Genomic DNA, 26,661 nt, shown 5'->3' with positions numbered 1-26,661 from the left:
CTGCACCCTGCTCAGCCGCGCTGCACAAGGCCTCGTTCATCCATCAGTGCTTCAATTTCAGCAAGACTGCTTGGGTCATCAATGGTTGAAGGCACTGTATACTCTTGACCATCCGCGATCTGGCGCATCAGCTTCCGCAAAATTTTGCCGGAGCGAGTTTTTGGCAGGCGCTGAACCACCATTGCCTTGTTAAAGCAGGCGATCGGACCGATCTCCTTGCGAACCATGGCGATCAGCTCTTTCTCCAGCTGCTCTTCCTCAACATCAACTCCGTCCTTGAGCAGTACCAGCCCCACCGGAACCTGCCCTTTCAGGCTGTCGTTGATACCGATGACTGCACACTCAGCCACTGCCGGATGATCAGCAACTATCTCCTCCATCTCACCAGTAGAGAGGCGATGGCCTGCAACGTTTATCACATCATCGGTTCGGCCCATGATGAAAACATAGCCATCCTCATCTTTGTAACCGCCATCACCGGATGTGTAGTAGCCCGGGAAGTCAGACAGGTAGCCGCTGTTAAAGCGCTCATGGTTATTCCAGATGGTCGGCAGGCAGCTTGGCGGCAGCGGCAGCTTGATAGCGATGGAGCCCTGCTCGCCGGACGGAAGCTCATTACCATCAGAGTCCAGAATCTGGACATTAAAACCAGGAATCGGCAGAGTCGCTGATCCAGGCTTGGGTTCCTTGGGTTCGATACCCATCAAATTACCGCAAATTGCCCAGCCGGTTTCGGTCTGCCACCAGTGATCAATGACAGGCTTGCCAGTCTTTTCAACTGTCCAGTGATAGGTCGGTGGATCCAGGCGCTCCCCCGCCATGAAAATGATTTCAAGGTTGCTCAGGTCATATTTGCCGATCTCCAGGCCTTCCGGATCTTCCTTCTTGATGGCACGGAAAGCAGTCGGTGCGGCAAAGATCGCCTTAATCTTGTATTCATCACACAGGCGCCAGAATCCACCAGCATCAGGAGTGCGAACAGGCTTCCCTTCGTACACAATCGTTGTTGCTCCAGCCAGCAACGGCGCGTAAACAATGTAGGAATGCCCAACCACCCAACCAACATCCGAGGCCGCCAGGAAAACATCGCCGGCATCGATGTTGTAAATCGCTTTCATTGAGTACTTAAGCGCGACTGCATGGCCACCGTTGTCACGCACCACGCCTTTAGGCTTTCCGGTTGTGCCTGATGTATAGAGGATATACAGAGGGTCAGTACCCTTTACCGGCACGCAATCCGCCGGCTCTGCTGTCGCAACCGCCGCTTCCCAATCCAGATCACGTCCGTCGATCAGCTCTGCTTTCACCTGTGGGCGCTGCAGCACGATACACGCGTCCGGCTTATGAGCGGACTGTTCAATCGCCTCATCCAGCATCGGTTTATATTCGATAACTTTCGATACTTCGATGCCGCAGGATGCGGTCACAATTACTTTCGGCTCGGCATCTTCAATTCGAACGGCAAGCTCGTGCGGAGCAAAACCACCAAATACGACCGAATGAATCGCACCCAAACGCGCGACGGCGTACATGGCAATCAGTGCTTCAGGGACCATCGGCATATAGATAACGACTCGATCACCTTTCTCAACACCTTGTGCCTTGAGGACACCGGCAAAACTGGCAACCTGATCACGCATTTCGCGATAGGTCAGAACGCGTTTTGCATTCGCCACTGGCGAGTCATAAATCACAGCCGGCTGATCGGCGCGGCCATTTTCTACATGGTAATCCAGTGCCATAAAAGCCGTATTCATTTCACCATCTGCGAACCAGCGGTCGATACCGTTTTCATCCTTTGACAGGATCTGCTCCGGCGTTTTGAACCATGGCAGGTCGGCAGCCTTCTCTGCCCAGAAGGTTTCAGGGGCCTCTACAGACTGGGTGTATTCTGCATGATAGGTCATTGCAGCATCCTCTAACTCTCGGTACGTGGTCTTTTGGAATTATATTTTTATTGTCGACACTTAGGGTCGTTGATGACGAACTCTAACTAAAGTCAGGCCGCTGGAAACTACGACAAAAGGCTTATACACCGAGTGAAAAAGGCAACTTATTCATTAGAAACAATATGATAGGAGTTGAAATTCGATTTTTGACATGGCGCTTCATGACAACCCGAAGTGTCGGGATGTCATGCACTGTCAACATAAGAAGGTTAAGTAAGGGGATGTCTTAATGTCTCCTCATTAAAATTCAGACAACAAAAAACCCGCACAACCAAGGTTGTGCGGGTTTCATTACAGCTTGGGAGACAGCTGTTACATATCGCTGGTCTGCACCGGAATAGCGGACTTCATGCCGGTGAGTTTGTTACGCTGGCGCAGCTCATCATCGGAAACACCAACACCACTATCGGATTTGGCATTCTCGAAGTAGCAGAGTGTTGGCTGATAATTGTCAGCTTCCTTCTCATCCAGCTGGACGTAGGAGCAGATGATCAGCAAGTCACCCTTTTGCGCCTTGTGAGCCGCGGCGCCGTTAACAGAGATCACGCCACTACCATTTTCCGCCTTAATGGCATAGGTAGTGAATCGCTCACCATTGTTGATGTTGTAGATGTGAATCATCTCGTATTCACGGATGCCGGATTTCTCCAGCAGATCACCATCAATGGCACATGACCCTTCATAATGAAGCTCTGCATGAGTGACTGTCACTCGATGCAGTTTTGCTTTCAGGAATGTCTGCAGCATACTGAAAACCTGCGTCTTCTCTATCTGTATGACCGGCCTGCGCCGGTGCTCATTTACACCGCTCTGTCCATCCAAGATGGGGGACGTCCGTCCGCGGCTACCCCTTCACCTAATAGGCACAGTCATCCATCTGCTTCACGGGAAGCCAATAAATGTACATTCGGGAGTAATGGACGTCGAATGGTCCCAAGAGACAGCGTCTGAAAAAGTGGTCGCATTCTATCACGATTTATCAAAATGATAAGGTCACAACCATTAAAATTTCTGCAACGCAGCAATCTTTAAATATTTTCAATAGTGTATGACCAGCCCTCAGGCAAAACCCCCGCCATTTGGACTACAATGCGTGATCTCAAAAAAGGTCACTAATGGATGTACACGTGAACGACAATAATCTGCATGCGCAACTCAGTCACTCCCTGAACCAACGTATTTTGATGCTCGATGGCGGCATGGGCACCATGATCCAGGAGCGTCAGCTGACCGAAGCGGATTTTCGTGGTGAGCGTTTTGCCGACTGGCATGTCGACGTCAAGGGCAACAACGACATGCTGGTACTGACGCAGCCGGATTTGATTCGTGACATCCATACTGCCTATTTGGAAGGTGGCGCCGATATCATCGAGACCAACACCTTCAATGCAACCCGCATCGCCATGGCTGACTACGAGATGGAGGCGCTGAGTCGCGAGATCAACGTCGCTGCTGCTCGCCTCGCCCGCGAAGCCGCTGATGCCATGACAGCGCAAACACCTGAACGGCCACGCTATGTGGCCGGTGTGCTTGGCCCGACCAACCGCACCTGTTCCATCTCGCCGGATGTAAACGACCCCGGTTTCCGCAACGTCACCTTTGATGAACTGTTCGAAGCCTACACTGAATCGATTGATGGCCTGATTGAGGGCGGTGCTCAGATTTTGCTGATCGAAACCATCTTCGACACACTGAATGCCAAGGCAGCGATCTACGCCATCGAACACTATTTTGAACAACATGACATCCGCTTGCCGGTGATGATCTCCGGTACCATCACTGATGCTTCCGGCCGCACCCTGTCCGGCCAGACCACAGAGGCGTTCTGGAACTCAGTCCGTCACGCGCGACCAATCAGTATCGGCTTGAACTGTGCCTTGGGGCCAAAAGAGCTACGTCAATATGTGGAAGAACTCTCCCGCGTAGCCGATACCTACGTTTCCGTGCACCCCAACGCCGGCCTGCCCAATGCCTTTGGTGGTTACGATGAGACCCCCGAGCAAATGGCGGAGGAGATTCGCGAGTGGGCGCAGTCCGGCTTCGTCAATATCGTCGGCGGTTGCTGCGGCACCACACCAGACCATATCCGCGTGATACGCGAAGCCTTGCTCGATCAGGCGCCACGCCAGATTCCAGAAATTGCGGTTGAGTGTCGCCTGTCAGGTCTTGAGCCGATGAATATCGGAGCCGAGACCCTCTTCGTCAACGTAGGTGAGCGTACCAACGTAACCGGTTCCGCCAAGTTTCGTCGCCTGATCAAGGAAGGCGACTACGAAACCGCATTGGAAGTCGCCCGCCAGCAGGTGGAGAATGGTGCCCAGATCATCGATATCAACATGGACGAAGGCATGCTCGATGCGGAAGCGGCAATGATCCGCTTCCTCAACCTGATCGCCTCCGAGCCTGATATTTCCCGTGTGCCGATCATGCTCGACTCCTCCAAGTGGAATGTGATGGAGGAAGGTCTGAAGCGCATTCAGGGCAAGGGGGTGGTCAACTCCATCTCACTGAAGGAAGGCGAAGAAAACTTTATTGCCCAGGCGCGCAAGATTCGTCACTACGGGGCAGCTGTCGTGGTCATGGCCTTTGACGAAACCGGTCAGGCCGATACCTACGAGCGCAAGATCGAAATCTGTGAACGCTCCTACCGAGTACTGGTGGACAAGGTCGGCTTCCCGCCGGAAGACATCATTTTCGACCCCAACATCTTTGCCATCGCCACCGGTATCGAAGAGCACAATAACTACGCCAACGATTTCATCAACGCTACCGGCTGGATCAAACAGCACCTGCCCTACGCCAAGGTTTCCGGTGGTGTATCCAACGTATCTTTTTCCTTCCGCGGAAACGACAAGGTACGTGAGGCGATCCACTGCGTGTTCCTCTACCACGCTATCCAGAAAGGCATGGATATGGGTATCGTCAACGCCGGCCAGCTGGCAATTTATGACGACCTGCCGGCAGAACTGCGCGAACATGTTGAAGATATCGTGCTCAATCGCCGTGAAGACGGTACTGAACGCATGCTGGAGCTGGCGGAGAAATACCGTGGCGGCGCCTCTGAATCCTCGGTCAAACAGGATCTGGAATGGCGCACATGGGACGTGAACAAGCGTCTCGCTCATGCACTGGTCAAGGGCATTGCCGATTATGTCGATGAAGACGTGGAAGAATGCCGCCACAACTATGAGCGCCCGCTTCAGGTGATCGAAGGCCCACTGATGGATGGTATGGGCATCGTGGGTGACCTTTTCGGTGCCGGCAAGATGTTCCTGCCGCAGGTAGTAAAATCTGCCCGTGTCATGAAGAAAGCGGTAGCTTACCTGATGCCCTTCATTGAAGAGGAAAAACAGGGTAACGAGAGCAGTTCCGCTGGCAAGGTGGTCATGGCGACCGTCAAAGGTGATGTGCATGACATTGGCAAAAACATCGTCGGCGTGGTGCTCCAGTGCAATAACTTCGAGATCATCGATCTTGGCGTCATGGTGCCGGCGGAGAAGATCCTGCAGACCGCACGCGAAACCAATGCCGATATCATCGGCCTGTCCGGCCTGATCACCCCGTCACTGGATGAAATGGTGCACGTTGCCAAGGAGATGCAGCGCCAGGGCTTCGACATTCCGCTGCTGATCGGTGGTGCAACCACGTCCAAGGCTCACACGGCAGTGAAGATCGAACCGAACTACAAGAACAACCAGGTGGTACACGTCACTAATGCGTCCCGCTCTGTAGGCGTTGCCTCCGCCCTTCTCTCTGAAAGCAAAAAAGAGAGCTTTATCAAAGAGATAAAAGAAGAATATGAAGCTGTTCGTGAGCGTCATGCCGCTCGCCAGCACGACCAGCGTCGCGTAACGCTTGAGGCCGCTCGAGCCAATCGCCAGCCGATTGAATGGACCGACTACCAGGCGCCGATTCCCTTGCAGCCAGGCATCCATGTGCTGGATGACTACGATCTGGAAGAACTGGCACAGTGTATCGATTGGACACCCTTCTTCCAGTCCTGGGAACTGGCGGGTCGCTTCCCGCGTATTCTGGATGACGAGGTCGTCGGTGCCGAAGCTCGCAAGCTGTATGAAGATGCCAAGCTGATGCTTCGGGACATCATCGACAACAAAAAGCTGAAAGCAAGAGGCGTGTTTGGCCTGTTCCCGGCCAACAGCACGGGTTTTGACGACATCGAGATTTACACCGACGAAAATCGTGATCAGGTTCGCATGAGGGTTCACCACCTTCGCCAACAAACCCAAAAGGTCGAAGGCCGTTACAATCACTGTCTCAGCGATTACGTGGCACCGAAGGATAGCGGTGTACAGGATTACGTAGGTGCTTTTGCAGTTACGGCCGGGATCGGTATCGACAAACTTGTTGAGCAGTACGAAGCGGATCATGATGACTACAACAGCATCATGATCAAGGCGCTGGCAGACCGACTGGCGGAAGCTTTTGCCGAACGCCTGCACCAGCGCGTGCGTACCGAGTTCTGGGGTTATGCAGCAGGTGAAAATCTGGACAACGAAGCATTGATCCGCGAGCAGTATCAGGGCATTCGCCCCGCTCCGGGCTATCCGGCCTGCCCTGATCACACAGAGAAAGCGTTGCTGTGGGAGTTGCTGGACGTGGAACACAATGCCGGGATGAGGCTGACCGACAGTTTCGCCATGTTACCGACGGCAGCGGTTAGCGGCTGGTACTTCAGCCACCCGGAATCACGTTATTTTGGTGTCGCCAAGATCAGTGAAGACCAGGTCGAAAGCTATGCCAAGCGCAAGGGCATGAGCATGGAAGAAGCCGAGCGCTGGCTCGCGCCCAACCTGGGCTACGAGCCGGAACAGGGCTAACGATCCCGAATCAGGGGGATGTAACCACCCGGTTGCGTCCCTCTCGTTTGGCTCTATAGAGAGCGGCATCAGCCTCCAGCCAGGTCTGGTCGAAGCTTCTGCATGCCAGCATGGCAACCCCAAAACTGGCTGTAACGCCATGACCATCAGGCAAGACCGTCAATTCTGAAATCTTCTGACGCAACGCTTCAGCCACTGCATAGGCCTGCTCCTGAGAAATACCGCCCAGAACCAGAATAAACTCTTCTCCACCAATGCGTGCCACCAAATCGTCATGACGCACATGGCTTACCAGACAGCTGGCTACGGCCTTAAGCACCAGGTCACCACTCGAGTGACCATACTGGTCGTTGACATGCTTGAAGTGATCAACATCGAGCATAATCACCGCGGTAGCACTATCCAGAGCCTTTTCCGATAACCAGTCCTGCAACAGGAAGCGATTGCCAACACCGGTCAGAGCATCTCTCCTGGCTTGCAATGCCAGTTCCCGGTTGAGACTGGCAAGCTCAGCTGTGCGCTCGGCTACCTGCTGCTCCAGCATTTCGTTGTTAGCCTCGATGATTCGATTGGTTTCCGCCAGTCGACGCTCAGCTTCTTTACGCGCTGAGACATCACTGATGCTACCCACCATGCGCAGAGGCATACCCTCTTCCGAATATTCAACAACACGGCCTCGGTCATACACCCAGATTTCACGCCCGTCGGCACAAATCATACGGTGCTCATGGCTGTACTCACCGCCACCGGCAAGTGCAGCGTCGACAGCAGCCATCATGTCATCCCTGTCATCCGGGTGAATCAGTGTTTCCAAAATCGCCATATCATGTTCGGCCAACCGACCATCCAGACCCAGCATCGAACACCACTTGGGATTGTGCCTGACAAGGTTGTTGGAAATATCCCAATCCCAGATCCCCTCGCCTGCGGCCTCCATGGCATAGGCGTAGCGTTTTTCCTTCTCTTCAATCACTTGATAAGCGCGTTTGAGCTCTGTTACGTCATGTGCGATGACCAGAATGCGATCACTGCCATCAGGCCCCTTGAGCGGTTTTTTGATCGACTGGAAATAGCGCACTTCTCCGGTTTGAGCGTTGGTGGAGGCTTCCTCAACCACTTGAGCCTGCCCGCTCTGCATCACCGCTTGAATATTTTCCTGGTAAAAGCGCACTTGTTCAGCGTCAGGGTTATAGTCGGCGTCGGTTTTACCAACCATCTGCTCAGGCGTGGAGTTGTAGAGTCGTGCCAATGCCTGATTGCAAAGCAGAAAGCGCCCTTCCCAATCCTTGAGGATAATGATGTCCGGCGCTTCATCAATCACCGTTCTTAACAGGTTCTCGCTGCTGGACGGAATCTGAAGGGTCGCAGCAGAGGCATCATTGGCGGCAGGGCCACGCGCTCCGCATTGAATACAGCTCAGAAAGTATTGTCCCGAGTCGCTTTGCAACACACTCAGTTCCCGCGAGCTGCAATAGGGGCACTTTTGTCTGCTCAATTCCATGGCATTTTTCCTACAAGAAACACGCTGGCACTGCTGATTTCCGATATCAGGCAGCCTCTCCCTGTTATTGTACTACTACAGGGCACCGGAGCTCACCGAACTGAAATCAAACATTGTTATCCCTAAGTCGATACTTCCCGGGTATGAAATCACCCATTCAGGCATTATAATTTGTAGCCGTTTTACAAGCGCCGGGCTCTTTTTCTGGACAGCGCAGGGTGATTATCCATCGCCCGAACGAGCCTTTGGCAATCCAGCCATAAATCATTTCGGGGAAAAACATGCCTACAAAATCAAAAATCGTCTACACCCTAACTGATGAAGCGCCGGCACTCGCGACCGCTTCGCTGCTGCCGATCGTACGCACTTTCGCTTCTTCCGCTGACATTGAAGTTGATCTGAGCGACATCTCTCTGGCGGGTCGAATCCTGGCCGCCTTCCCCGAGCGCCTAAACGAAGATCAGCGCGTAGAAGATGGCCTGGCTGCACTAGGCGAACTGGCTAAAGATCCCAAAGCCAACATCATCAAGCTGCCGAACATCAGTGCTTCTGTACCCCAGCTGCGCGCTGCCATCAAAGAGCTGCAGACCCAGGGCTACGATGTACCCGAATACGTTGAGAACCCGCAGAACGAAGAAGAAAAAGACGCACATGCTCGTTATGCCAAGATTCTGGGCAGCGCAGTAAACCCGGTTCTTCGTCAGGGTAACTCCGACCGTCGTGCGCCGGCAGCCGTTAAGGCTTTCGCACGCAAGTTCCCGCACTCTATGGGCAAGTGGAGCAAGGCGTCTCGCTCTCATGCCGACTACATGCGTGGCGGTGACTTCTTCTCCAGCGAACAGTCCATCACTATGGAAGAAGCGGGCGACGTTCGCATCGAGTTCATCCCTAAAGGTGGCCAGCCGGAAGTCAAGAAAGAGCTCAGCCTGGAAAAGGGTGAAGTTCTGGACAGCATGTTCATGAGTGCCAAGGCGCTGGACGCTTTCTTCGAAGATACCCTGCAGGACTGCAAAGAATCCGGCGTGATGTGGTCTCTGCACGTTAAAGCGACCATGATGAAGGTATCTCACCCGATCGTATTCGGTCATGCGGTTCGCGTTTTCTACCGTGAAGTGTTCGATAAATACGGCGAGCTGTTTGCAGAACTGGGTGTTAACCCGAACAACGGCATGAGCAGCGTCTATGAGAAGATCAAGTCTCTGCCGCAGTCCAAGCAGGACGAGATCGAAGAAGCGATCCATGCCTGCTACGAGCACCGCCCGGAAATGGCAATGGTGGACTCCGTTAAGGGTATCACCAACCTGCACATCCCGTCTGACGTTATCGTTGACGCCTCCATGCCGGCAATGATTCGTAACTCTGGTCAGATGTGGGGCCGCGACGGCAAGACCAAAGACACCAAGGCGGTTATGCCGGAGTCCACGTATGCCCGCATCTACCAGGAGATGATCAACTTCTGCAAGACCAACGGTGCATTCGATCCGACGACCATGGGTAGCGTGCCGAACGTGGGCCTGATGGCGATGAAGGCCGAAGAGTACGGTTCTCACGACAAGACTTATGAAATCCAGGCCGATGGCACCATGCGTGTCGTAGACGCCAACGGCAACGTACTGATGCAGCACGAAGTCGAGAAAGGCGACATCTGGCGCGCCTGCCAGACCAAAGACGCTGCGGTACGCGACTGGGTCAAGCTGGCTGTTACCCGCTCTCGCCAGTCCGACACTCCGGCCGTATTCTGGCTGGATCAGGAACGTGCACACGATCTGGAACTGACCAAGAAGGTCAAAGAGTACCTGAAGGAACACGATACCGAGGGTCTGGAAATTCACATCATGTCCTACAACGAAGCGATCCGCTTCTCCATGGAACGTATGATCCGTGGTCTGGACACTATCTCCGTAACCGGTAACGTACTGCGCGACTACCTGACCGACCTGTTCCCGATCATGGAACTGGGCACCTCCGCCAAGATGCTGTCCATCGTTCCGATGCTGGCCGGCGGCGGCATGTACGAAACGGGTGCCGGCGGCTCTGCACCGAAGCACGTACAGCAGGTTGAGCAGGAAAACCACCTGCGCTGGGACTCACTGGGTGAATTCCTGGCGTTGGGCGTTTCCCTGGACGAGCTGGGCCTCAAGGAAGGCAACGCGCGTGCCCAGATCCTGGCCACCGCACTGGACAAGGCTACCGAGCGCCTGCTGGAGAACGGCAAGTCTCCGTCCCGTAAAGCGGGTGAGCTGGACAACCGTGGCAGCCACTTCTACCTGGCCATGTACTGGGCTCAGGAAGTTGCCGCTCAGACCGAAGACGCCGCACTGGCTGCTGAATTCAAGCCGCTGGCTGACGCTCTGACCGAAAACGAGCAGAAGATCATTGAAGAACTGAATGCGGTTCAGGGCAAACCGGCTGAACTGGATGGCTACTACCACGCCAACCTGGAGACCGTTGCCAAGGTTATGCGCCCGAGCGCAACCTTCAACCAGATCCTGGACAGCTTCAAGCAGTAATCCAGCCTCTCCTCCACCCGTCACATCAAGACGGGTGTGATGTGGATTGATAAAAAAGCCCGGTTTTCTCCGGGCTTTTTATTATCTACTATCAGTTCAATGACTGCGTTCCCGAAGTGCCAGCAGCCCTCCGCCTATCACCAGCCCCATACCCGCCAGGGTCCAAACAGCCAACGCTTCATCCCACAACCACCAACCGGCCAGGGCAGCAAACGGAATCGAGGCGTAGGTAAATGGCCCCAGCATACCCGCCCCTGCCAGACCGTAAGCACGACTCAACAACAATTGGGCCATTGTTGAGGCTGCGGCTAGCGCGAGCAACCAGAGCCAGTCCACACCCTCCGGCATCTGCCAACTCTGCCATGCAGGGATCGCCGCAAGCAAAGAGCCGAACAAAGCAAAATAGAACACAATCTGCTGTGGCGATTCCGTACTCCGCATCGCACGGATACACACCTTCGCCGTTGCACCCAGTGCGGCTCCGGCCAGCGCAACCAACATGGTCCACTGCAATTCATCGATTCCGGGACGCAGGATCAGCATCACCCCCAAAAATCCCACCAGGATGGCCCACCGGGTATGACGACCTATTCGCTCCTGTAGCCATATCAAAGCAATCAGCGGTACAAAAAAAGGCGATGTCTGTTTCAGCAAGGCGGCCTGCCCAAGTGGCAGGTGAGCCCAGGAGTAATACAGGCAGGACATGGCTGTTACACCAACCAGCGCCCGTAACAAATGCAGATGAATACGTTGCGTCGGCAGTTCGCGCCTTCCGCGACGGATAATCCAGGGCAATAACCATAACAGCCCAAGACTATTGCGCAAGAATACCAGCACTTCGGTCGGCAAATGGTCGCTCAGCTGCCGGATGATGATGCCACTGGCAACCAGCATCCACTCAGACAGCAGAATCAGCAGAGCCCCTTGCAGAAGAGGATTTGCAGTCAATCTTATCTCCAGACAGAAAAAAGGCCACCCGGAACACCGGGTGGCCGTCAGATGGACATGAGGCAGATCAGACTTCGATGCGCTCGAATATGTCGGGCAGCGACTCTGCGGTCTTCTGACTGGTAACAACCGCGATGCTGGCGCGTTCAGGCTGCAGGTAGGTTTGTGCTACACGCTTGAGATCATCCAGAGTCACCGACAGTATCCGCTCTCTGAATGCCTGGCGAATCTCAGGCGTACGGCCAAAGAGACTGCTGTGATAGGTTGACTTGGCCTCGCCAGCTGGCGATCCGGGTTTATCCATGGAGCTGATGACACCCAGAATCGCCTCCTGCAGACGCTGTTGCTCGTTCTCACAGCCAGCCAGCCAGTCCACCGCCTTAAGGAAGTCTTCCAGGGTGCCCTCAACACGCGGATCTCGATACGAGAAGAAACGGAATACGGCGTCACCGTTATCCTGCCCTGCACCGGAACCGTAGGCTCCCCCTTTTTCCCGAATGGCGCGGTGAAGATAACCGTTCCGCAGAAAATCCCCCAGCACGGTTAGAGCAGCGGCATCCGCATGACCGGTGGGTACCGTCGGGAAAGCACAGGCACAGAAGTTAACCTGGGTGTTGGTCAACCAAAGCTGCTTCACGCCTTCGCGAGTCGACGGTAGGGACAAAGGCGCAAAAGCCTCGGTTACCGGAATGCCGTCCCAATACTGCACCAGCTGTTCCAGCATGGCCTTCTGATGCTCCTCCTCAGCGACCATGAGGAAACGGCGTGGTGCAACCTTGATGCGCTCATGCAACGCAGCCAATTCAGCGGACAATGACGCCAGAGCTTCAGCGTCCTGCAGTTGCTTGTCCAGTGCTTTCACGCGTCGCACGCCTTCAAGTCCGCGTGTCAGATGACTGAAACGAGCAACGGGAGCAAACTGAGCGGTTGCGGCCATCATGGCCAGGGCATGGCCGGAGCCTGTGATGCCCTGCTCCCGCCGTGTACGCTGCTGAGCCACAATTTCACGGATGCGGGTCTGCTCATCGAACCGAGCCTGTGTCAGAGTCTCTGCCATCAGAGAAGTCAGACGTTCGCTATTCACGCTCAAGGCCTTGCCCGACATCACCAGATAGGCAGCCACCTGCTGTTCGTCGTTTACACCGCCTCGCAAACTGGTGTAAGCGTGAAGCCCGCCCGTATATTGGCTTTGATATGCCTGATTGGCACGGTAGTCACGCTCGCCGCAGCCAAGTTCAGTCAGACAGTATGTGAAAATTGGCAGCAGCGACTGCTCTCTTTCACTCAATTCCGGCAGATCGATGATCACCTGTTGGTAAACCAGGCCATTGGTGCCAGCGTTATACCAGGTCGTATTGGCAGGACCTTTTGCCAGTTCGGCAGCCGTCGGCAGATGCAGCGCTGCAGGTACATCTTCAAGCGTCACGCAGGGCAGGATACTGTCGTCATCGACTTGCTGCTGGCGCGCTTCGAGAGCCTCGGCCTGCTCGATGATGGCCTGTTTGCTGTTCTCGTCCAGAGCCGCTTTCATCTGCTCAAGGCGCGCGGCTTCAGCCGCCTCCCGACGATCAGCAAGCTCGGCATCCGGTCGCAACGTCAGACGCACACGGTGGGGATTGTCGAGCAGCCAGCGCTGAATGAGTCCCGGGATGAACTGAGGGTCGCGTACCTGAGCACGCAGCTTCTCAAGTGCCGGGTCGATATCCAGTACATCAATGGGGTTGCCTCGATGGATAGCCGCCGGCATGGAGGCCAGAATCAGCTGCAATCCGAACGGATAGCCATCACCCGTAATCTCACGCTGACTCAGCTCCAGCTGATGCAACTGAGCCTCGACCATCTCTTGAGACACGCCCTCCTCGACCACGCGTTCCAGCGTATCCAGCACCAACTGCTCGAAAGCGGCAGCGTGTTCAGGCTCGCTTCCTTCCAGTCCACACATGAAGCTCATTTCACGATTGGAGTCTTCCAGCCCGCACAACGGCGAGGGCGCACTGCCCAGTTCAGTAGACTCCAGCGCGGCACGCAAGGGGGAGCTGGAATTATCCAACAGCACACGGCTAAGCAGGTGCGCCTGCATCAGATCATCCAGATCGATCGCGCGCGGCAACAGCCAGCCCATCACATGGTGGGTCGCTTGAGAGAGGTCTTCCTGTGACAGCGCATAGGCTTCTTCAACCCGAAGCGGAGCAAAGTAACGCTTTTCATCGCTGACGGCGATGACTTCATCCCGACGTTCGAAACGAGCAAGAGCCTTGTCCTCGAAACGCTGCTGGAGCTCAGTTACCGGCAGATTACCGAACGTCATAAAAACGGCATTGCTGGGATGATAATGGCTACGATAAAACTCCAGCAGGTCATCGTAGGTCAGGTCAGGAATGCAGTCAGGCTCACCACCACTGTTGTGATGATAGGTGGTGGTTGGAAACAGATATCGGGTCAGCGTCTGCCACAAGGTCGACACCGGCGAACTCATGGCACCCTTCATTTCATTGTACACCACACCCTTGTATACCAGGGGCGATTCAGGATTGTTCGCCTCGGCAAACTCTACCCGGTGACCTTCCTGCGCGAAGTCCAATGGGTCCAGACGTGAGAAAAATGTCGCGTCCAGATACACGTCCAACAGGTTGTAGAAGTCCTTGGTGTTCTGGCTGGCGAACGGATACGCCGTCCAGTCGCTGCTGGTGAAGGCGTTCATGAAGGTATTCAGCGAACGGCGTGTCATCATGAAGAAGGGATCACGCACCGGGAAACGTTCGCTGCCACACAGCGCCGTGTGTTCGAGAATATGAGCAACGCCTCGTGAATCACCGGGAACCGTTCGGAAAGCGACCAGGAATACGTTCTCATCGTGATCGGATGCGATATGGTAATGCCGGGCACCTGTGGCCAAATGCTCATACTCGGCCACTTCGATATTAAGCGCTTCCACTGTCCTGCTTTGCAGGAAGCGAAATGTGGGATGACAAAGTTCTGTGTGCATGAGAGGCCTTATCAATTGAATGTCGATAACTGTTTTATCTCATTGTAACGATTCCGGATCATCATTGCAGTGCAGCTCTGGTCAGGAAAAGGCTATTTTCACTGGGCTTCCAACGCTGTTCATTTTGGTTTGTCGCCAGATACATGCCTTGATCAGATGTCTTGGAAAGAGCCTGAACAATCTTTTGTGCAATGCACAAAAAGTGCTTGACAGTCGTTTTGCTGATCAATAAAGTGACCTCATGTTGCAATGCACAAAAGAGCAGTACAACCACAGCTAAAGTCATTGAGAGGTGACCCCATGTACGACAAGATGAAAGATTCCATGAAGCCGGTTATGGACATGGCCGAAATCAACAAGAAAACCACTGAAAAGCTGATTGCTCTGCAGTCTGCCTATGTTTCTGATTTCGTCAATGCCAGCCTGAATCAGATGAAGACCCTGTCTGAGGTGCGTGAACCGAAAGCGGCTGTAGAGCTGCAAGTTAAGTACCTGAAAGAAATCGAAGCCAAACTGACTGATGTCGCTGAAAAAGAGATGGCAGCACTGGTTGAGGCCCGTGAGCAGCTGACTGGCCTGATCGAAAAAAGCGTTGCCGAACTGGGTGACGTAAAAGAGATGCCATTCATGGCTGAGCTGCAGAAGTTCATGAAGCCGATGGATGCGGCTGCAAAAAGCGCCAAATAAGCGTTATTGACGCTGCCGGCCACGCCGGTAGCGCTCCCCGCTTCAAGACCACCCTGTGAAGGTCATACCTTGCAGACAGCAGGCCAGGCCTGACAGGGACACATACGAAGCATGATGCAGTTGCTTGGATTATGTGATTGTAATTTCTGGCGGGTACCATTCAGGACAATGATTGTTGCATCGCAATAATCACGGGAATTCTAGATACGTTTCAATCGCATGAATACAAGGTAAAAAATTATGTACGACAACATGCTGAAAGAGATGCAGGACAAACTGAAGCCGGTTGCCGATCTGGTTGAACTGAATCGCAAAGCCGCAGAAAAAATCTTCGCGCTGCAGTCCGAGCTGTTCACCGAATCTGTCAATGCTGGCTTGGCTCAAGTAAAGGCACTGTCTGAAGTCAAAGAGCCCAAAGAAGCCTTTGAGCTGCAGATGAGCTTTCTCAAGCAGCAGGAAGCCAAGTGGAGCAATACGGCTGAGCAGGAAATTGCCGCTCTCAACGAAGTCCGTGAAGAACTCACCGCATTGATGGAGCAGAGTCTCGAATCAATGAACGAGCTGCCCTACTTCGACATGAGCAAGTTTGAACTGCCAGGTTTCGACCTCAAGGGTTTTGACTTCAGCACTTTCATGCCGAAGACTGCAGGCGAAACTGCAACAGAAGAGAAAAAGCCCGTCGCCAAACCGGCTGCGCGCAAAGCCTCTTCCGCTGCTGCCAGCACCGCTGCATCAGCCTGATATACTGCACGCAACACATCTCTCAATGACCGCCCCTGGCGGTCATTATTTTTATCGGGCCAGATCAGGTACCGAGCCGCGTATACCCATCGCAAACTCCATCACTCGCTTACGAGCAGGCGTAACTCGACCGGCCAGACCCAACCCTACATTGCGTAAAAGCTTGAGCGGAGTAAGGTCATTACTGAAAACATGGTAGAAGCTATCCATCACCTGCATCATCAGCAGGTTGTGTCGACGACGCTGATCTTCATAACGCTTGAGTGTTCGTAATGACTCTATTGGCTCCCCTTGGGCATGCGCTTCCAGCAAAACCTCAGCCAGTGCAGCGGCGTCAAGCAAGCCAATATTAACCCCTTGCCCAGCCAATGGATGGATCATATGGGCGGCATCACCCACCAGCACCAACCCTTCAAGGGCATACTGCTGAGCGTGCTGGCGTCGCAACGGGAAGCTGCTGCGACCCTGGATCTCTGTAATCTGACCAAGCTCGGACGGGAAACAGGCATGTAGCTGTTCGAGAAAAACATCATCAGGCAATGCCCGCAAGCGTTTAACCTCATTGGGCGTGTTATACCAGACCAGCGAGGCGTTATGACCGCTTAAGGGCAAGAATGCAAGAGGGCCGGTCGGCGTGAACTGTTGCCAGGTAATGTCTTCCTGACCGTAAGCGGTCGTCACACCGGCTACCAGCGCATGCTGATGATAATCCCATTTGGTAACCCCAATGCCGGCGGCTTGACGCACCATGGAGTCACCACCATCCGCCGCGACGACGAGTCGGCCGACAACCTGATCGCCATTCTCAAGTTCAACCAGCGTAGCTCCGGGTGAGTAATCAATACGACGCGTGGGTGCCGGCGAAATCAGGTCCACATTGCTCAGCTGCCGAACACGCTCAAGCAATGCGATCTGTACGATACGATTTTCGACGATATGGCCAAGATGGCTATAACCACTGTCTGCAGCATCAAATTCGGTAGCGCCCACGCTGGAGTTGTTTTCCCAAACCTTCATCCGCTTGTAAGGACAGCTGCGTCGAGACTGAATCCCCTGCCAGGCACCAATATTTTGCATAAAGCGCTCCGAGGCAATGCTCAGCGCCGAAACCCGCAGATCATGGGGCTGCTCCGGCGAAAAGGATTCTGGCAGACTCCGCTCCAGCACTCCGACCGACAGTCCGCTTTCGCCCAGAGCACAGGCCAACGCTGAGCCCACCATGCCCCCGCCTACTATCAGAATATCGTAACGCGTTTTCATCGCAGCGCTCCTTAAAACCGATGATGCAACCCTTTGCGCGCCATTATACCCGATGGCCATGACAACCGCTTGCCCGAGGTCATTTCAGAAACGAAAAAGCCCCGCTGATGCGAGGCTTTTTTCTTCAGAAAAACCGATGCTTACAGTTCGGTCACACCACCCATGTAGGGTTGCAGCGCTTCAGGTACACGCACCTTGCCATCTGCAGTCTGGTAATTTTCCAAAACGGCAACGAGTGTACGGCCAACAGCCAGACCCGACCCATTCAAGGTATGCACCAGCTCCGGCTTGCCCGTTTCAGGATTACGCCAGCGGGCTTTCATGCGACGAGCCTGAAAATCCCCCATGTTGGAGCAGGAAGAAATCTCACGATATTTACCCTGCCCCGGCAGCCACACCTCAATGTCATAGGTCTTGGCAGCGCTGAAGCCAAGGTCGCCACCACAGAGTGCAACCACGCGATACGGCAGCTCCAGCTTCTGCAAAATCGCTTCAGCGTGACTCGTCAACGCCTCCAGAGCATCCCAGGATTTGCTCGGTTCAACCACATGCACCAACTCCACCTTGTCGAACTGGTGCTGACGAATCATGCCGCGAGTATCACGGCCGGATGCGCCCGCTTCGGAGCGGAAGCATGGAGTGTGGCAGGTATACCGCAGCGGCAGATTGGAGGCGTCGACGATTTCATCACGCACGGTGTTGGTTACCGGTACTTCTGCGGTCGGAATCAGATAGTAATCGCGGTCGCCGAACGGGATGCGGAACAGGTCTTCCTCAAATTTCGGCAGCTGACCAGTGCCCTGCAGAGAGTCGGCATTGACCATGTAGGGTACGTATATTTCTTCGTAGCCGTGCTCGCCAACGTGAGTATCCAGCATCAGCTGGGTCAGAGCGCGATGCAAACGTGCAACCTTGCCCTTCATGACGGCAAAGCGAGAGCCGGTCAGCTTGGCGGCGGTTTCAAAGTCCAGCTCGCCGTTCTTCTCGCCCAGCGCCACATGATCCAGCGGCTCGAAGTCGAACTGGGCCGGGCTTCCCCAGGTACGCACTTCAACATTGTCATTTTCATCAGCACCTTCAGGCACGGACTCATGCGGGATATTGGGTACGCCCAGCAGCAGGTCATCCAGCTGTGTCTGGATATCATTCAGGCGCTCCTTGGCAGCATCCAACTGGTCACCCAGGTTCTGGACTTCTGCCAGCAATGGCTGGATATCCTCGCCAGCAGCCTTGGCTTTGCCGATCCCTTTCGATCGGGTATTACGCTCGTTCTGCAGGGTCTCGGTTTCGGTCTGGATAGCCTTGCGCTGATTATCGAGCTCGACAAACTGCTCAACCGGAAACTCGTAGCCCTTCTTCTTTAGCAGATTGGCCACCTCTTCCGGGTTGGCACGTACATATTTGGGATCCAGCATGAGATCAAACTTACCTTGTTGTCAGAACAAACGGGTCAACCACAATCCGGCACCAAGTGCCGCGATGCACAATAAAACACTCAATGATATATAAATCAGCGCTGACATGACATGCCCCTCGCCGATCATCGCCACAGTTTCCAGCGAAAAAGTCGAGAAGGTCGTAAAGGCCCCGAGGAAGCCGACCATCAGTAGCGGCCTGAGCTCCGGCGACAAACGAGCACGCTCCAGAATCAGCACAAAACACACACCCATCAGGAAAGACCCCAGCACATTGACTGTCAAAGTGCCCAAAGGCAGACGGTAGTCGGCATTGTTCAGCACTCCACTGACCCAGTAACGCGCCAGAGCACCCAAAGCACCACCGAGGGCGACAGCCACCAAATGCATCATCATCGTCTCCTGTAACGCTGCCTTGGACTCAGCGCATCCTGCTGGCGCAAGCGCTGCAGTTTTTCACGAATCTTGATTTCAAGACCCCGAGGCTCGGGTTCGTACCAGTGCCGATCCGCAATCGCTTCCGGCAGATAGTTCTCGCCAGCCGCATAGGCATCCGGCTCGTCATGGGCGTAACGGTATTCAGCCCCATAACCCAAATCCTTCATCAAGCCGGTTGGTGCGTTGCGCAGGTGTTCCGGAACCGGAAGCGAGCCTTGCTGTCGCACCTCTGACCGGCACTGATTGAAGGCTCGATAGACCGCGTTGCTTTTGGGTGCGCAGGCACAATAGATAGCAGCCTGAGCGATGGCACGCTCACCCTCTGCGGGTCCTACACGTTCAAAGGCATCCCAGGCAGCAAGCACCACCTGCATGGCGCGTGGATCAGCATTACCAATATCTTCGGACGCAATGGCCACCAGTCGGCGTGCCACATATAAAGGATCGGCACCGCCATCCAGCATGCGACAGAACCAGTACAGCGCCCCATCCGGAGAGGAGCCCCGCACGGACTTGTGGAATGCCGAGATCATATCGTAGAAATGATCGCCACCCTTATCGAAACGACGCCCACCCGCCTGCAAAACCTCGCTAAGCACTTCGGTGGTCACCTGACGCGTTCCATCGGGCTGCTCCTGAGCAAGATCAGCCGCAATTTCCAGCAGATTCAGCGCCGTGCGTGCATCTCCATCGGCCGCTATCGCCAATTGCTCACGCATCTCTTGCGGTATCAGCAATGGCTGTGCGCCCAAGCCCTTATCATGATCCAGCAGCGCCTGCCCCACCACCTGCAGCAACTCTGATTGAGTCAGGGAGCGCAACAGGTAGACCCTTGCGCGCGACAATAAGGCGTTATTCAACTCGAAGGACGGGTTCTCAGTGGTCGCCCCGATAAAAATAACAGTGCCATCCTCCACATAAGGCAGAAAGGCATCCTGCTGCGACTTATTGAAGCGGTGCACCTCATCGACGAACAGGATCGTTTTGCGGCCACTCTGTGCCTTGACCTGTCGCGCTTCATCAACGGCTTGCCGAATCTCTTTAACACCTGCCAGCACTGCCGAGACGGTCATGAAATGTGCGTCGACCTGATGAGCGACCAGTTGCGCCAATGTGGTTTTGCCGACTCCGGGTGGCCCCCAGAGGATCATCGAATGGATTGCGCCCTGCTCAAGCGCCTGGCGCAAGGGCTTGCCCGGTGCCAGCAGATGGCTCTGCCCGATATACTGCTGCAGGCTGGTGGGACGCATCCTTGCGGCCAGAGGCTGGTAGCCTTGTGCCGGATCAGTGAAGAGATCCTGCATTACTGGCCTGGGTCCAGAATTACGTCAGCACCTTCCGGGGGCACAAACTCAAACACACCTTCAGGCAGCTCTGGATCGTACTCCAGGTCATGCAGCACCAGCATACTGCGCTGACCAAGACTGTCCTCCATCGACAGTTCACTGATCTGCTTCTGCTCAAACAGCAGGCGGATACGGGTAAAGGTGCTGTTTTCAGCATCAAGAGGCTTGAGTTCATACAAGGCTACACCGCTCTCATTCCAGTCAATGCGATCGATGCTGAAGCGTTCACTGAGCTGCTCAATCTGACCATTAAGAATCATGGCAGGTGCGCTGTTGTTCTGGCCTGAGGCGGGCTTGCGCGTCACCTGCTCCAGGTCCGGATCATGGATCCAGATATAGTCGCCATCACTCACGATCTCCTGCATGAACGGCTTTTCCGTCACCCAACGAAATCGATTGGGGCGAGCGACAATGAATCGCCCACTGGAGTCCTCGGCGCGATCACCGTCACTGCTCAATGCAAACTGGGTGAATTCGGCACTGGCGGCCTCATGACCCGAGAGCAGCTCACTCAACTCCTCCACCGGTCCGGCATGTGCCGCCGCCATTCCCATCGCAAACACGGCTGTTGCCAGCATATTCTTCAGAAAAAATTTTGACATCGCTTAATCCCTCGGTGGTGGCGGAGCCAACACTTCGCGCTGACCGTTACTGCCGGCTTCGGAAACGACACCTGCAGCCTCCATGGATTCAATCATGCGAGCGGCACGGTTGTAGCCGATCTTCAGCTTGCGCTGCACGCTGGAGATCGACGCCTTGCGTGACTCGGTCACGAATGCGACGGCCTCGTCATAGAGCGGGTCCTGCTCGTCATCGAAACCGGCGCCGGCGCTACTTGCCTCGCCTCCTCCATCGGACAGGTTTACGTCGATGTAGTTCGGCGTACCCAACAGTTTCCACTGCTCGACCACACGATGCACCTCATCGTCACTGACAAATGCACCGTGAACTCGGTTGGGGATGCTGGTGCCGGCAGGCACATACAGCATGTCACCATAGCCCAAGAGGCTCTCAGCCCCGCCCTGATCCAGAATGGTTCGAGAATCGATCTTCGAAGAAACCTGGAAGGCGATACGGGTCGGGATATTGGCCTTGATCAGGCCGGTGATCACATCCACAGAAGGGCGCTGAGTAGCGAGAATCAAGTGGATACCGGCAGCACGAGCCTTCTGTGCGATACGTGCGATCAGCTCTTCAACCTTCTTGCCGACCATCATCATCATGTCGGCAAATTCATCGATGACCACCACGATATAGGGCAGGGTCTCCAGTGCAGGTGCTGGCTCATCTTCCGGATAGCCATATTCCTGAGGGTTCCACAGGGGGTCGGGAATCGGTTGTCCGGCTTCCTGAGCGCTGATCACCTTGTCGTTGAAACCGGCGATGTTACGCACCCCCATCTTGGCCATCAAGCGGTAGCGGCGCTCCATCTCGGCCACACACCAGCGCAAGCCGCCGGCGGCTTCTTTCATATCCGTGATAACCGGCGTCAGCAGATGCGGAATACCCTCATAGATCGACAGTTCGAGCATTTTGGGGTCGACCAGGATGAGGCGCACTTCATCGGGTGTTGCCTTGAGCAGCAGGCTCAACAACATGGCATTCACCCCCACTGATTTACCCGAGCCGGTGGTACCGGCAACCAGCAGATGGGGCATTTTGGCCAGGTTCGCGACTACCGGGTTACCGGCAATATCGTTGCCCAGCGCCAGAGTCAGCCGTGATGATGCCTCCAGATAGGGTTTGGCGTTCAGTACTTCACTGAGCTGAACGGTCTGACGCACTTCGTTCGGAATCTCGACACCGACGACCGACTTCCCGGGAATGACTTCAACCACACGGACGCTGGTCACGGCCATGGAGCGAGCCAGGTCACGTGAAAGGTTGGATATCTTGCTTGCCTTGACGCCCGGTGCAGGCTGAAGCTCGAAACGTGTGATCACCGGCCCCGGGTTGACCTCAACCACTTCAGCCTTGACCCCGAAATCATTCAATTTGGTTTCGAGCAGGCGCGACATGCGCTCAAGATCGTCTTCGCTGTAACCCTGCTGCTGTTGCAGCGATGGCGGATCCAGCAGATCAAGCGATGGCAGTCGCGGCAGTTGCTTGCGCTTCTGAGCGGGCTCCTGATCGGCCTCTTCAGCCAATGGCGTGTGAGTTTGTGACAGAGGAACAATCTTCAGGCTCTTTTTGGCCAGTACCTCTTCCACTTTCGATACGACCGGTTGAACGACTGTTTCTGAACGGACATCACTGAATGATTCCTCAACAGAAGAGTTCTCTTTCTGGACGGGTTCGACGGTTACTGGCGCGTCCGCTAATGACTCAGGCTCAACCTCAGCGAATTCCTGTTCAAATGAGGGCTCTACCCTGTCATTCAAGACTGGCAGCTGACGCTCTTCTCTGACTGATCTTTCGAACTTGATCGTCTCGCTCGAACGTTCCAGGTGGTCCTCTTGCCAGCGAGGTTCGGTCTCTGCCACAGTGTCGGCAGACACATTGGTATAACGCTCCCGCAGACGATCCACCAGCCCCAGTATCCCCGCCCCCAGCTTCTCAAGCGCATCACGCCAGGAGATTTCAATAAAGAGCGTCAGTCCGAGCAACAGCAGTGTCCACAGCAGCACTGAACTGCCCGCCAGGCTGAACCAGCTGACACTCCAGTCAGACAGGGCTTCCCCCAGAATGCCGCCCACGGTGAAGGGATAATGCAAACCTTCATTGGAAAGATGAATGGACGCCAGCGCACACAGACTGAACAGAAACAGCAGTGCGCCACTGGTGCGCAACATGAGAAACGGCAAACTGTCGATCAAGCCATACTGAGGCCTGCGCAAAAAGCGCCAGGCCGGCATGAGTAGCAATATCGGCAACAAATAGGCACCAACACCCACGGCAGAAATGGCACCATCCGCGAGCCAGGCTCCAGCGGCACCGGTAAAATTCTCCACCTGAGGCTGATAACCAAGGTGGGACCAGCCGGGATCTCTCGGGTCATACCCGATCAGTGCCAGCAACAGGAACAGGTTGGCGCCCACCAGTATAATCAGACCACTCTCGCGCACGATACTGAGCAACTGTTCCGCCAGAGGGGGTGGGGTTTTGGGCTGCTTATCACTCAATCCGGTTTTCCTTACTCTCTACAGATCAACAAGCTACGGCAAAAATAACATAATCCGTCGAAAGACGCCGAATATTGGCTGCACTTGAAGCCAACATGGACAATCGACCGCTGCAGGTTTAGAGTCAGCTCCATTCTGCCGATGGTTCAGTATACTTGAACCAGCTTACGAACATCTTAATGTGGAATCTGAACACTCATGAGTGAAGTACAACACCATCGTCTGATCATTCTGGGTTCCGGTCCTGCCGGTTACACTGCCGCCGTTTATGCCGCCCGAGCCAACCTGAATCCGGTGGTTATTACCGGCATGCAGGCTGGCGGCCAGCTAACCACCACTACCGAAGTGGACAACTGGCCGGGTGATGTCGATGGCGTTCAGGGGCCTGAACTGATGCAGCGCATGCAGGCTCACGCTGAACGTTTCAATACACAGGTGATTTTCGACCACATCAATGAAGCCGATCTGCAGAACCGCCCCTTCCGCCTGAAAGGTGACATGGGCGAGTACACCTGTGACGCCTTGATCATTGCGACCGGCGCTTCTGCCCAGTACCTGGGTCTGGAGTCCGAGGAAGCCTTCATGGGCAAAGGCGTCAGTGCTTGCGCCACCTGCGACGGTTTCTTCTATCGTGGACAGAAAGTTGCGGTTATCGGCGGTGGTAATACGGCCGTAGAAGAGGCTCTCTATCTGTCCAATATCGCTGCAGAAGTCACCCTGATCCACCGTCGTGACAGCCTGCGCTCTGAGAAGATCCTGCAGGACAAGATTCTGGAACGTGCCGAAAACGGCAACATCAACATCCTGTGGAACCACCAGCTGGATGAAGTTTTGGGTGACGATTCAGGCGTTACCGGCATTCGCGTGCGCAGCACTCAGGACGATAGCACTCAGGAGCTTGAGCTTCAGGGCGTTTTCGTAGCCATTGGCCACAAGCCGAACACCGAGCTTTTCACCGGCCAGCTGGATATGAAGGACGGTTATCTAAAGATCCGCTCTGGCCTGGAGGGCAACGCCACTCAAACCAGCATCGAAGGCGTGTTTGCCGCCGGTGACGTTTGTGACCATATTTATCGCCAGGCGATCACCTCGGCAGGCTTTGGCTGCATGGCTGCACTCGACGCCGAGAAGTACCTGGATAATCTCGAGAAGTAATGATCCCCTGGCTGGCTGATGACAGCCTGGAATTCCCCCCGCTCGAGCATGCGCTGACCGACCCGGACGGCCTGCTCGCGGCGGGCGGCGACCTGAGCAAGCCTCGCCTGCTGAACGCCTATCGCAATGGCATCTTCCCCTGGTACAACCCCGGCGAGCCCATTCTGTGGTGGAGTCCGGATCCACGTTGCGTGCTTTACCCTCAGGACCTCTACCTGTCTCGCAGCATGCGCAAGCGACTGCGAAAATCCGACTACACCGTTACCTTTGATCGCGCCTTTGCCCATGTTGTCGCAGCTTGCGCCGCCCCACGGCGAAAACAGGAAGGCACATGGATCAGCGAAGACATTTTCAAAGCCTATCTGAATCTGCATCGCAGCGGCATTGCGCATTCAGTGGAGGTGTGGATGGATCAACAACTGGTCGGTGGACTCTACGGTCTGGGTATCGGTAAGGTATTTTTTGGCGAATCGATGTTCAGCCGTCAGCGCGACTGTTCCAAAATTGCCTTTGCCTGGCTGACGGCTCAGCTGCAATACTGGGGATATGAGCTGATCGACTGCCAGGTATACAACGATCATTTAGCCAGTCTTGGCGCCACCGAGATTCCCCGGAAGGTCTTTGCACAAGAGTTGGCCCGCCTGCGCGATCTGCCCAATGAGCACGACTGGGCCTTCTCGATCAGCCGTGAAGACCTCACAGGGGATACGCCATGAGCAATCTGCGTACATTGCGTTTTTATGCCACTCCGGAGCACGACTGCAGCTATTTGCCCGATCGACAGGCAAGAACCTTGTTCGTGGACCCGCGAGCGGCGATCGACCGCAATCTCTACAGCCAGCTTTCGGACCTGGGATTCCGCCGCAGCGGCAGTCACATATATCGTCCCCACTGCGAGAGCTGCCAGGCCTGTGTTTCAGTCCGCATTCCCGTCACGCAATTCCGCCCTTCCAAAACCCAGCGCCGAATCGCAAACCGCAATGCCGACCTGATTGTACGATCATCGCCCTGCATGTTGACGCAGGAGTACTATGATCTATATGAACGCTACATCTGTCAGCGACACGCTGATGGTGACATGTACCCTCCCAGTGAAGAGCAGTTCGTCAACTTTCTGGCCGAAGGTGGAACCGACAGCTGTTTTTATGAGTTTCGCACGACCGAAGATCGGCTTCTTGCTGTCGCCGTTTCCGACCGACTCGACCAGGGCCTGTCCGCGCTGTATACCTTCTATGACCCGGATGAGCACAGACGAAGCCTGGGTGTGTTTGCGATTTTGTGGCAGGTTCGCCAGGCACAACGGCTGCAATTGCCATTCCTGTATCTTGGATACTGGGTAAAAGACTGCCGCAAAATGAACTATAAAACCGCCTATTCACCAGTGGAAATGCTCCTCGATGGGGAGTGGCAAAGAGTGTAATCGGTTGTTGGTAAGGATAGATTTTGAATTCAGGCGCAATTTCAGGCAAAATACTGCGCTTTCCAAACAGGCAATCCAGCCTCAAAGGTAGGTAGTGAATGGCTAAAGAAGATTCATTTGAAATGGAAGGGACTGTTATCGATACCCTTCCGAACACCATGTTCCGTGTTGAGCTTGAAAACGGCCATGTTGTAACAGCCCACATTTCCGGCAAGATGCGCAAGAACTACATCCGCATCCTGACTGGCGACAAGGTCAAAGTCGAGCTGACTCCTTACGACCTGAGCAAAGGTCGCATCGTATACCGCGCCCGCTGATTTATCAGGCGCGGCTGCGGTGGATGGC

At 54.8% G+C, this 26,661-nt stretch carries 20 protein-coding genes; 8 read left to right on the top strand and 12 right to left on the bottom strand.

Annotated elements, in window-relative coordinates:
* Nucleotides 1-11: 11 nt before the first annotated feature.
* Nucleotides 12-1,907 carry a propionyl-CoA synthetase gene (locus tag LN244_RS07935; RefSeq protein ID WP_239042296.1) on the bottom strand — a complete coding sequence of 632 codons (1,896 nt, stop codon included), beginning with the start codon at nt 1,905-1,907 and terminating at the stop codon, nt 12-14.
* 354 nt (nt 1,908-2,261) lie between these two features.
* Nucleotides 2,262-2,696, bottom strand: coding sequence for an aspartate 1-decarboxylase (gene panD, locus LN244_RS07930; RefSeq protein ID WP_239042295.1), 435 nt, complete (start codon nt 2,694-2,696; stop codon nt 2,262-2,264).
* Between the two features lie 368 nt (nt 2,697-3,064).
* Here panD and metH point away from each other — a divergent pair, with 368 nt between their 5' ends.
* Nucleotides 3,065-6,787 carry a methionine synthase gene (gene metH, locus LN244_RS07925; RefSeq protein WP_343774632.1) on the top strand — a complete coding sequence of 1,241 codons (3,723 nt, stop codon included), beginning with the start codon at nt 3,065-3,067 and terminating at the stop codon, nt 6,785-6,787.
* Nucleotides 6,788-6,797: 10 nt separating this feature from the next.
* Here the strand turns inward: metH and LN244_RS07920 are convergent, their stop codons facing one another.
* Entirely contained in the window at nt 6,798-8,288 is a 1,491-nt protein-coding gene (locus LN244_RS07920) for a sensor domain-containing diguanylate cyclase (RefSeq protein WP_239042294.1), read from the bottom strand.
* A gap of 281 nt (nt 8,289-8,569) precedes the next feature.
* On the opposite strand from LN244_RS07920, the gene LN244_RS07915 reads away from it, so the two are divergent.
* Nucleotides 8,570-10,798 carry an NADP-dependent isocitrate dehydrogenase gene (locus LN244_RS07915; protein ID WP_239042293.1) on the top strand — a complete coding sequence of 743 codons (2,229 nt, stop codon included), beginning with the start codon at nt 8,570-8,572 and terminating at the stop codon, nt 10,796-10,798.
* Nucleotides 10,799-10,894: 96 nt separating this feature from the next.
* Here LN244_RS07915 and LN244_RS07910 read toward each other — a convergent pair whose 3' ends face one another.
* From LN244_RS07910 to LN244_RS07900, 3 genes are all read right to left on the bottom strand, one after another.
* The gene (locus tag LN244_RS07910) at nt 10,895-11,746 is read right to left on the bottom strand and encodes a DMT family transporter (RefSeq protein ID WP_239042292.1); all 852 of its coding nucleotides are present in this window, start codon (nt 11,744-11,746) and stop codon (nt 10,895-10,897) included.
* 67 nt (nt 11,747-11,813) lie between these two features.
* Complete coding sequence (locus tag LN244_RS07905; RefSeq protein ID WP_239042291.1) at nt 11,814-14,732, bottom strand: insulinase family protein; 2,919 nt, start codon at nt 14,730-14,732, stop codon at nt 11,814-11,816.
* Between the two features lie 61 nt (nt 14,733-14,793).
* Nucleotides 14,794-15,018 carry a hypothetical protein gene (locus LN244_RS07900; protein ID WP_239042290.1) on the bottom strand — a complete coding sequence of 75 codons (225 nt, stop codon included), beginning with the start codon at nt 15,016-15,018 and terminating at the stop codon, nt 14,794-14,796.
* A 14-nt stretch (nt 15,019-15,032) separates the two neighbouring features.
* Between LN244_RS07900 and LN244_RS07895 the strand changes: the two genes are divergently transcribed.
* On the top strand, nt 15,033-15,419 hold the full coding sequence (locus tag LN244_RS07895) for a phasin family protein (RefSeq protein WP_239042289.1): 387 nt from the start codon (nt 15,033-15,035) through the stop codon (nt 15,417-15,419).
* Nucleotides 15,420-15,659: 240 nt separating this feature from the next.
* A complete protein-coding gene (locus LN244_RS07890; RefSeq protein WP_239042288.1) occupies nt 15,660-16,160 on the top strand; it encodes a phasin family protein in 501 nt (166 codons plus the stop codon).
* Nucleotides 16,161-16,211: 51 nt separating this feature from the next.
* Here the strand turns inward: LN244_RS07890 and LN244_RS07885 are convergent, their stop codons facing one another.
* The 6 genes from LN244_RS07885 to LN244_RS07860 all read right to left on the bottom strand — a co-directional run bounded on the left by LN244_RS07885 (nt 16,212) and on the right by LN244_RS07860 (nt 23,741).
* Nucleotides 16,212-17,420, bottom strand: a complete 1,209-nt coding sequence (locus LN244_RS07885; protein ID WP_239042287.1) for a UbiH/UbiF/VisC/COQ6 family ubiquinone biosynthesis hydroxylase — start codon at nt 17,418-17,420, stop codon at nt 16,212-16,214.
* A gap of 140 nt (nt 17,421-17,560) precedes the next feature.
* On the bottom strand, nt 17,561-18,835 hold the full coding sequence (gene serS / locus LN244_RS07880; protein WP_239042286.1) for a serine--tRNA ligase: 1,275 nt from the start codon (nt 18,833-18,835) through the stop codon (nt 17,561-17,563).
* Between the two features lie 21 nt (nt 18,836-18,856).
* Nucleotides 18,857-19,228, bottom strand: coding sequence for a fluoride efflux transporter CrcB (gene crcB / locus LN244_RS07875; protein ID WP_239042285.1), 372 nt, complete (start codon nt 19,226-19,228; stop codon nt 18,857-18,859).
* Nucleotides 19,228-20,577: a replication-associated recombination protein A gene (locus LN244_RS07870; RefSeq protein ID WP_239042284.1), complete on the bottom strand. Its 1,350-nt coding sequence runs from the start codon at nt 20,575-20,577 to the stop codon at nt 19,228-19,230. Before LN244_RS07870 ends, crcB begins: the two co-directional genes overlap by 1 nt.
* Nucleotides 20,577-21,221 carry an outer membrane lipoprotein chaperone LolA gene (gene lolA / locus LN244_RS07865; protein WP_239042283.1) on the bottom strand — a complete coding sequence of 215 codons (645 nt, stop codon included), beginning with the start codon at nt 21,219-21,221 and terminating at the stop codon, nt 20,577-20,579. The genes LN244_RS07870 and lolA overlap by 1 nt, the downstream gene beginning before the upstream one ends.
* 3 nt (nt 21,222-21,224) lie before the next feature.
* Nucleotides 21,225-23,741 (bottom strand): DNA translocase FtsK, encoded by a 2,517-nt coding sequence (locus tag LN244_RS07860; protein ID WP_239042282.1) that lies wholly within the window; start codon nt 23,739-23,741, stop codon nt 21,225-21,227.
* Between the two features lie 198 nt (nt 23,742-23,939).
* Here LN244_RS07860 and trxB point away from each other — a divergent pair, with 198 nt between their 5' ends.
* The 4 genes from trxB to infA all read left to right on the top strand — a co-directional run bounded on the left by trxB (nt 23,940) and on the right by infA (nt 26,633).
* A complete protein-coding gene (trxB, locus tag LN244_RS07855) occupies nt 23,940-24,896 on the top strand; it encodes a thioredoxin-disulfide reductase (RefSeq protein WP_239042281.1) in 957 nt (318 codons plus the stop codon).
* Nucleotides 24,896-25,612: a leucyl/phenylalanyl-tRNA--protein transferase gene (gene aat / locus LN244_RS07850; RefSeq protein ID WP_239042280.1), complete on the top strand. Its 717-nt coding sequence runs from the start codon at nt 24,896-24,898 to the stop codon at nt 25,610-25,612. Before trxB ends, aat begins: the two co-directional genes overlap by 1 nt.
* Nucleotides 25,609-26,316 carry an arginyltransferase gene (locus tag LN244_RS07845; protein WP_239042279.1) on the top strand — a complete coding sequence of 236 codons (708 nt, stop codon included), beginning with the start codon at nt 25,609-25,611 and terminating at the stop codon, nt 26,314-26,316. The genes aat and LN244_RS07845 overlap by 4 nt, the downstream gene beginning before the upstream one ends.
* 98 nt (nt 26,317-26,414) lie before the next feature.
* Nucleotides 26,415-26,633, top strand: a complete 219-nt coding sequence (infA, locus tag LN244_RS07840; RefSeq protein WP_091824146.1) for a translation initiation factor IF-1 — start codon at nt 26,415-26,417, stop codon at nt 26,631-26,633.
* The last annotated feature ends 28 nt before the right edge of the window (nt 26,634-26,661 follow it).

This window comes from Marinobacterium sediminicola (genome assembly GCF_022343685.1).
Classification (GTDB): domain Bacteria; phylum Pseudomonadota; class Gammaproteobacteria; order Pseudomonadales; family Balneatricaceae; genus Marinobacterium; species Marinobacterium sediminicola.
This window is presented reverse-complemented; position numbering and strand designations above follow the sequence as displayed.

Excerpts from the sequence above, each read along its gene's own strand:
- metH (WP_343774632.1), top strand. The coding sequence starts at position 3,065 with ATGGATGTACACGTGAACGACAATAATCTGCATGCGCAACTCAGTCAC.
- aat (WP_239042280.1), top strand. The coding sequence starts at position 24,896 with ATGATCCCCTGGCTGGCTGATGACAGCCTGGAATTCCCCCCGCTCGAG.
- serS (WP_239042286.1), bottom strand. The coding sequence starts at position 18,835 with ATGCTGGATCCCAAATATGTACGTGCCAACCCGGAAGAGGTGGCCAAT.
- LN244_RS07890 (WP_239042288.1), top strand. The coding sequence starts at position 15,660 with ATGTACGACAACATGCTGAAAGAGATGCAGGACAAACTGAAGCCGGTT.
- LN244_RS07845 (WP_239042279.1), top strand. The coding sequence starts at position 25,609 with ATGAGCAATCTGCGTACATTGCGTTTTTATGCCACTCCGGAGCACGAC.
- LN244_RS07870 (WP_239042284.1), bottom strand. The coding sequence starts at position 20,577 with ATGCAGGATCTCTTCACTGATCCGGCACAAGGCTACCAGCCTCTGGCC.
- infA (WP_091824146.1), top strand. The coding sequence starts at position 26,415 with ATGGCTAAAGAAGATTCATTTGAAATGGAAGGGACTGTTATCGATACC.
- LN244_RS07900 (WP_239042290.1), bottom strand. The coding sequence starts at position 15,018 with ATGACTTTAGCTGTGGTTGTACTGCTCTTTTGTGCATTGCAACATGAG.
- LN244_RS07905 (WP_239042291.1), bottom strand. The coding sequence starts at position 14,732 with ATGCACACAGAACTTTGTCATCCCACATTTCGCTTCCTGCAAAGCAGG.
- LN244_RS07935 (WP_239042296.1), bottom strand. The coding sequence starts at position 1,907 with ATGACCTATCATGCAGAATACACCCAGTCTGTAGAGGCCCCTGAAACC.
- trxB (WP_239042281.1), top strand. The coding sequence starts at position 23,940 with ATGAGTGAAGTACAACACCATCGTCTGATCATTCTGGGTTCCGGTCCT.
- LN244_RS07885 (WP_239042287.1), bottom strand. The coding sequence starts at position 17,420 with ATGAAAACGCGTTACGATATTCTGATAGTAGGCGGGGGCATGGTGGGC.
- LN244_RS07895 (WP_239042289.1), top strand. The coding sequence starts at position 15,033 with ATGTACGACAAGATGAAAGATTCCATGAAGCCGGTTATGGACATGGCC.
- panD (WP_239042295.1), bottom strand. The coding sequence starts at position 2,696 with ATGCTGCAGACATTCCTGAAAGCAAAACTGCATCGAGTGACAGTCACT.
- LN244_RS07915 (WP_239042293.1), top strand. The coding sequence starts at position 8,570 with ATGCCTACAAAATCAAAAATCGTCTACACCCTAACTGATGAAGCGCCG.
- crcB (WP_239042285.1), bottom strand. The coding sequence starts at position 19,228 with ATGATGCATTTGGTGGCTGTCGCCCTCGGTGGTGCTTTGGGTGCTCTG.
- LN244_RS07920 (WP_239042294.1), bottom strand. The coding sequence starts at position 8,288 with ATGGAATTGAGCAGACAAAAGTGCCCCTATTGCAGCTCGCGGGAACTG.
- lolA (WP_239042283.1), bottom strand. The coding sequence starts at position 21,221 with ATGTCAAAATTTTTTCTGAAGAATATGCTGGCAACAGCCGTGTTTGCG.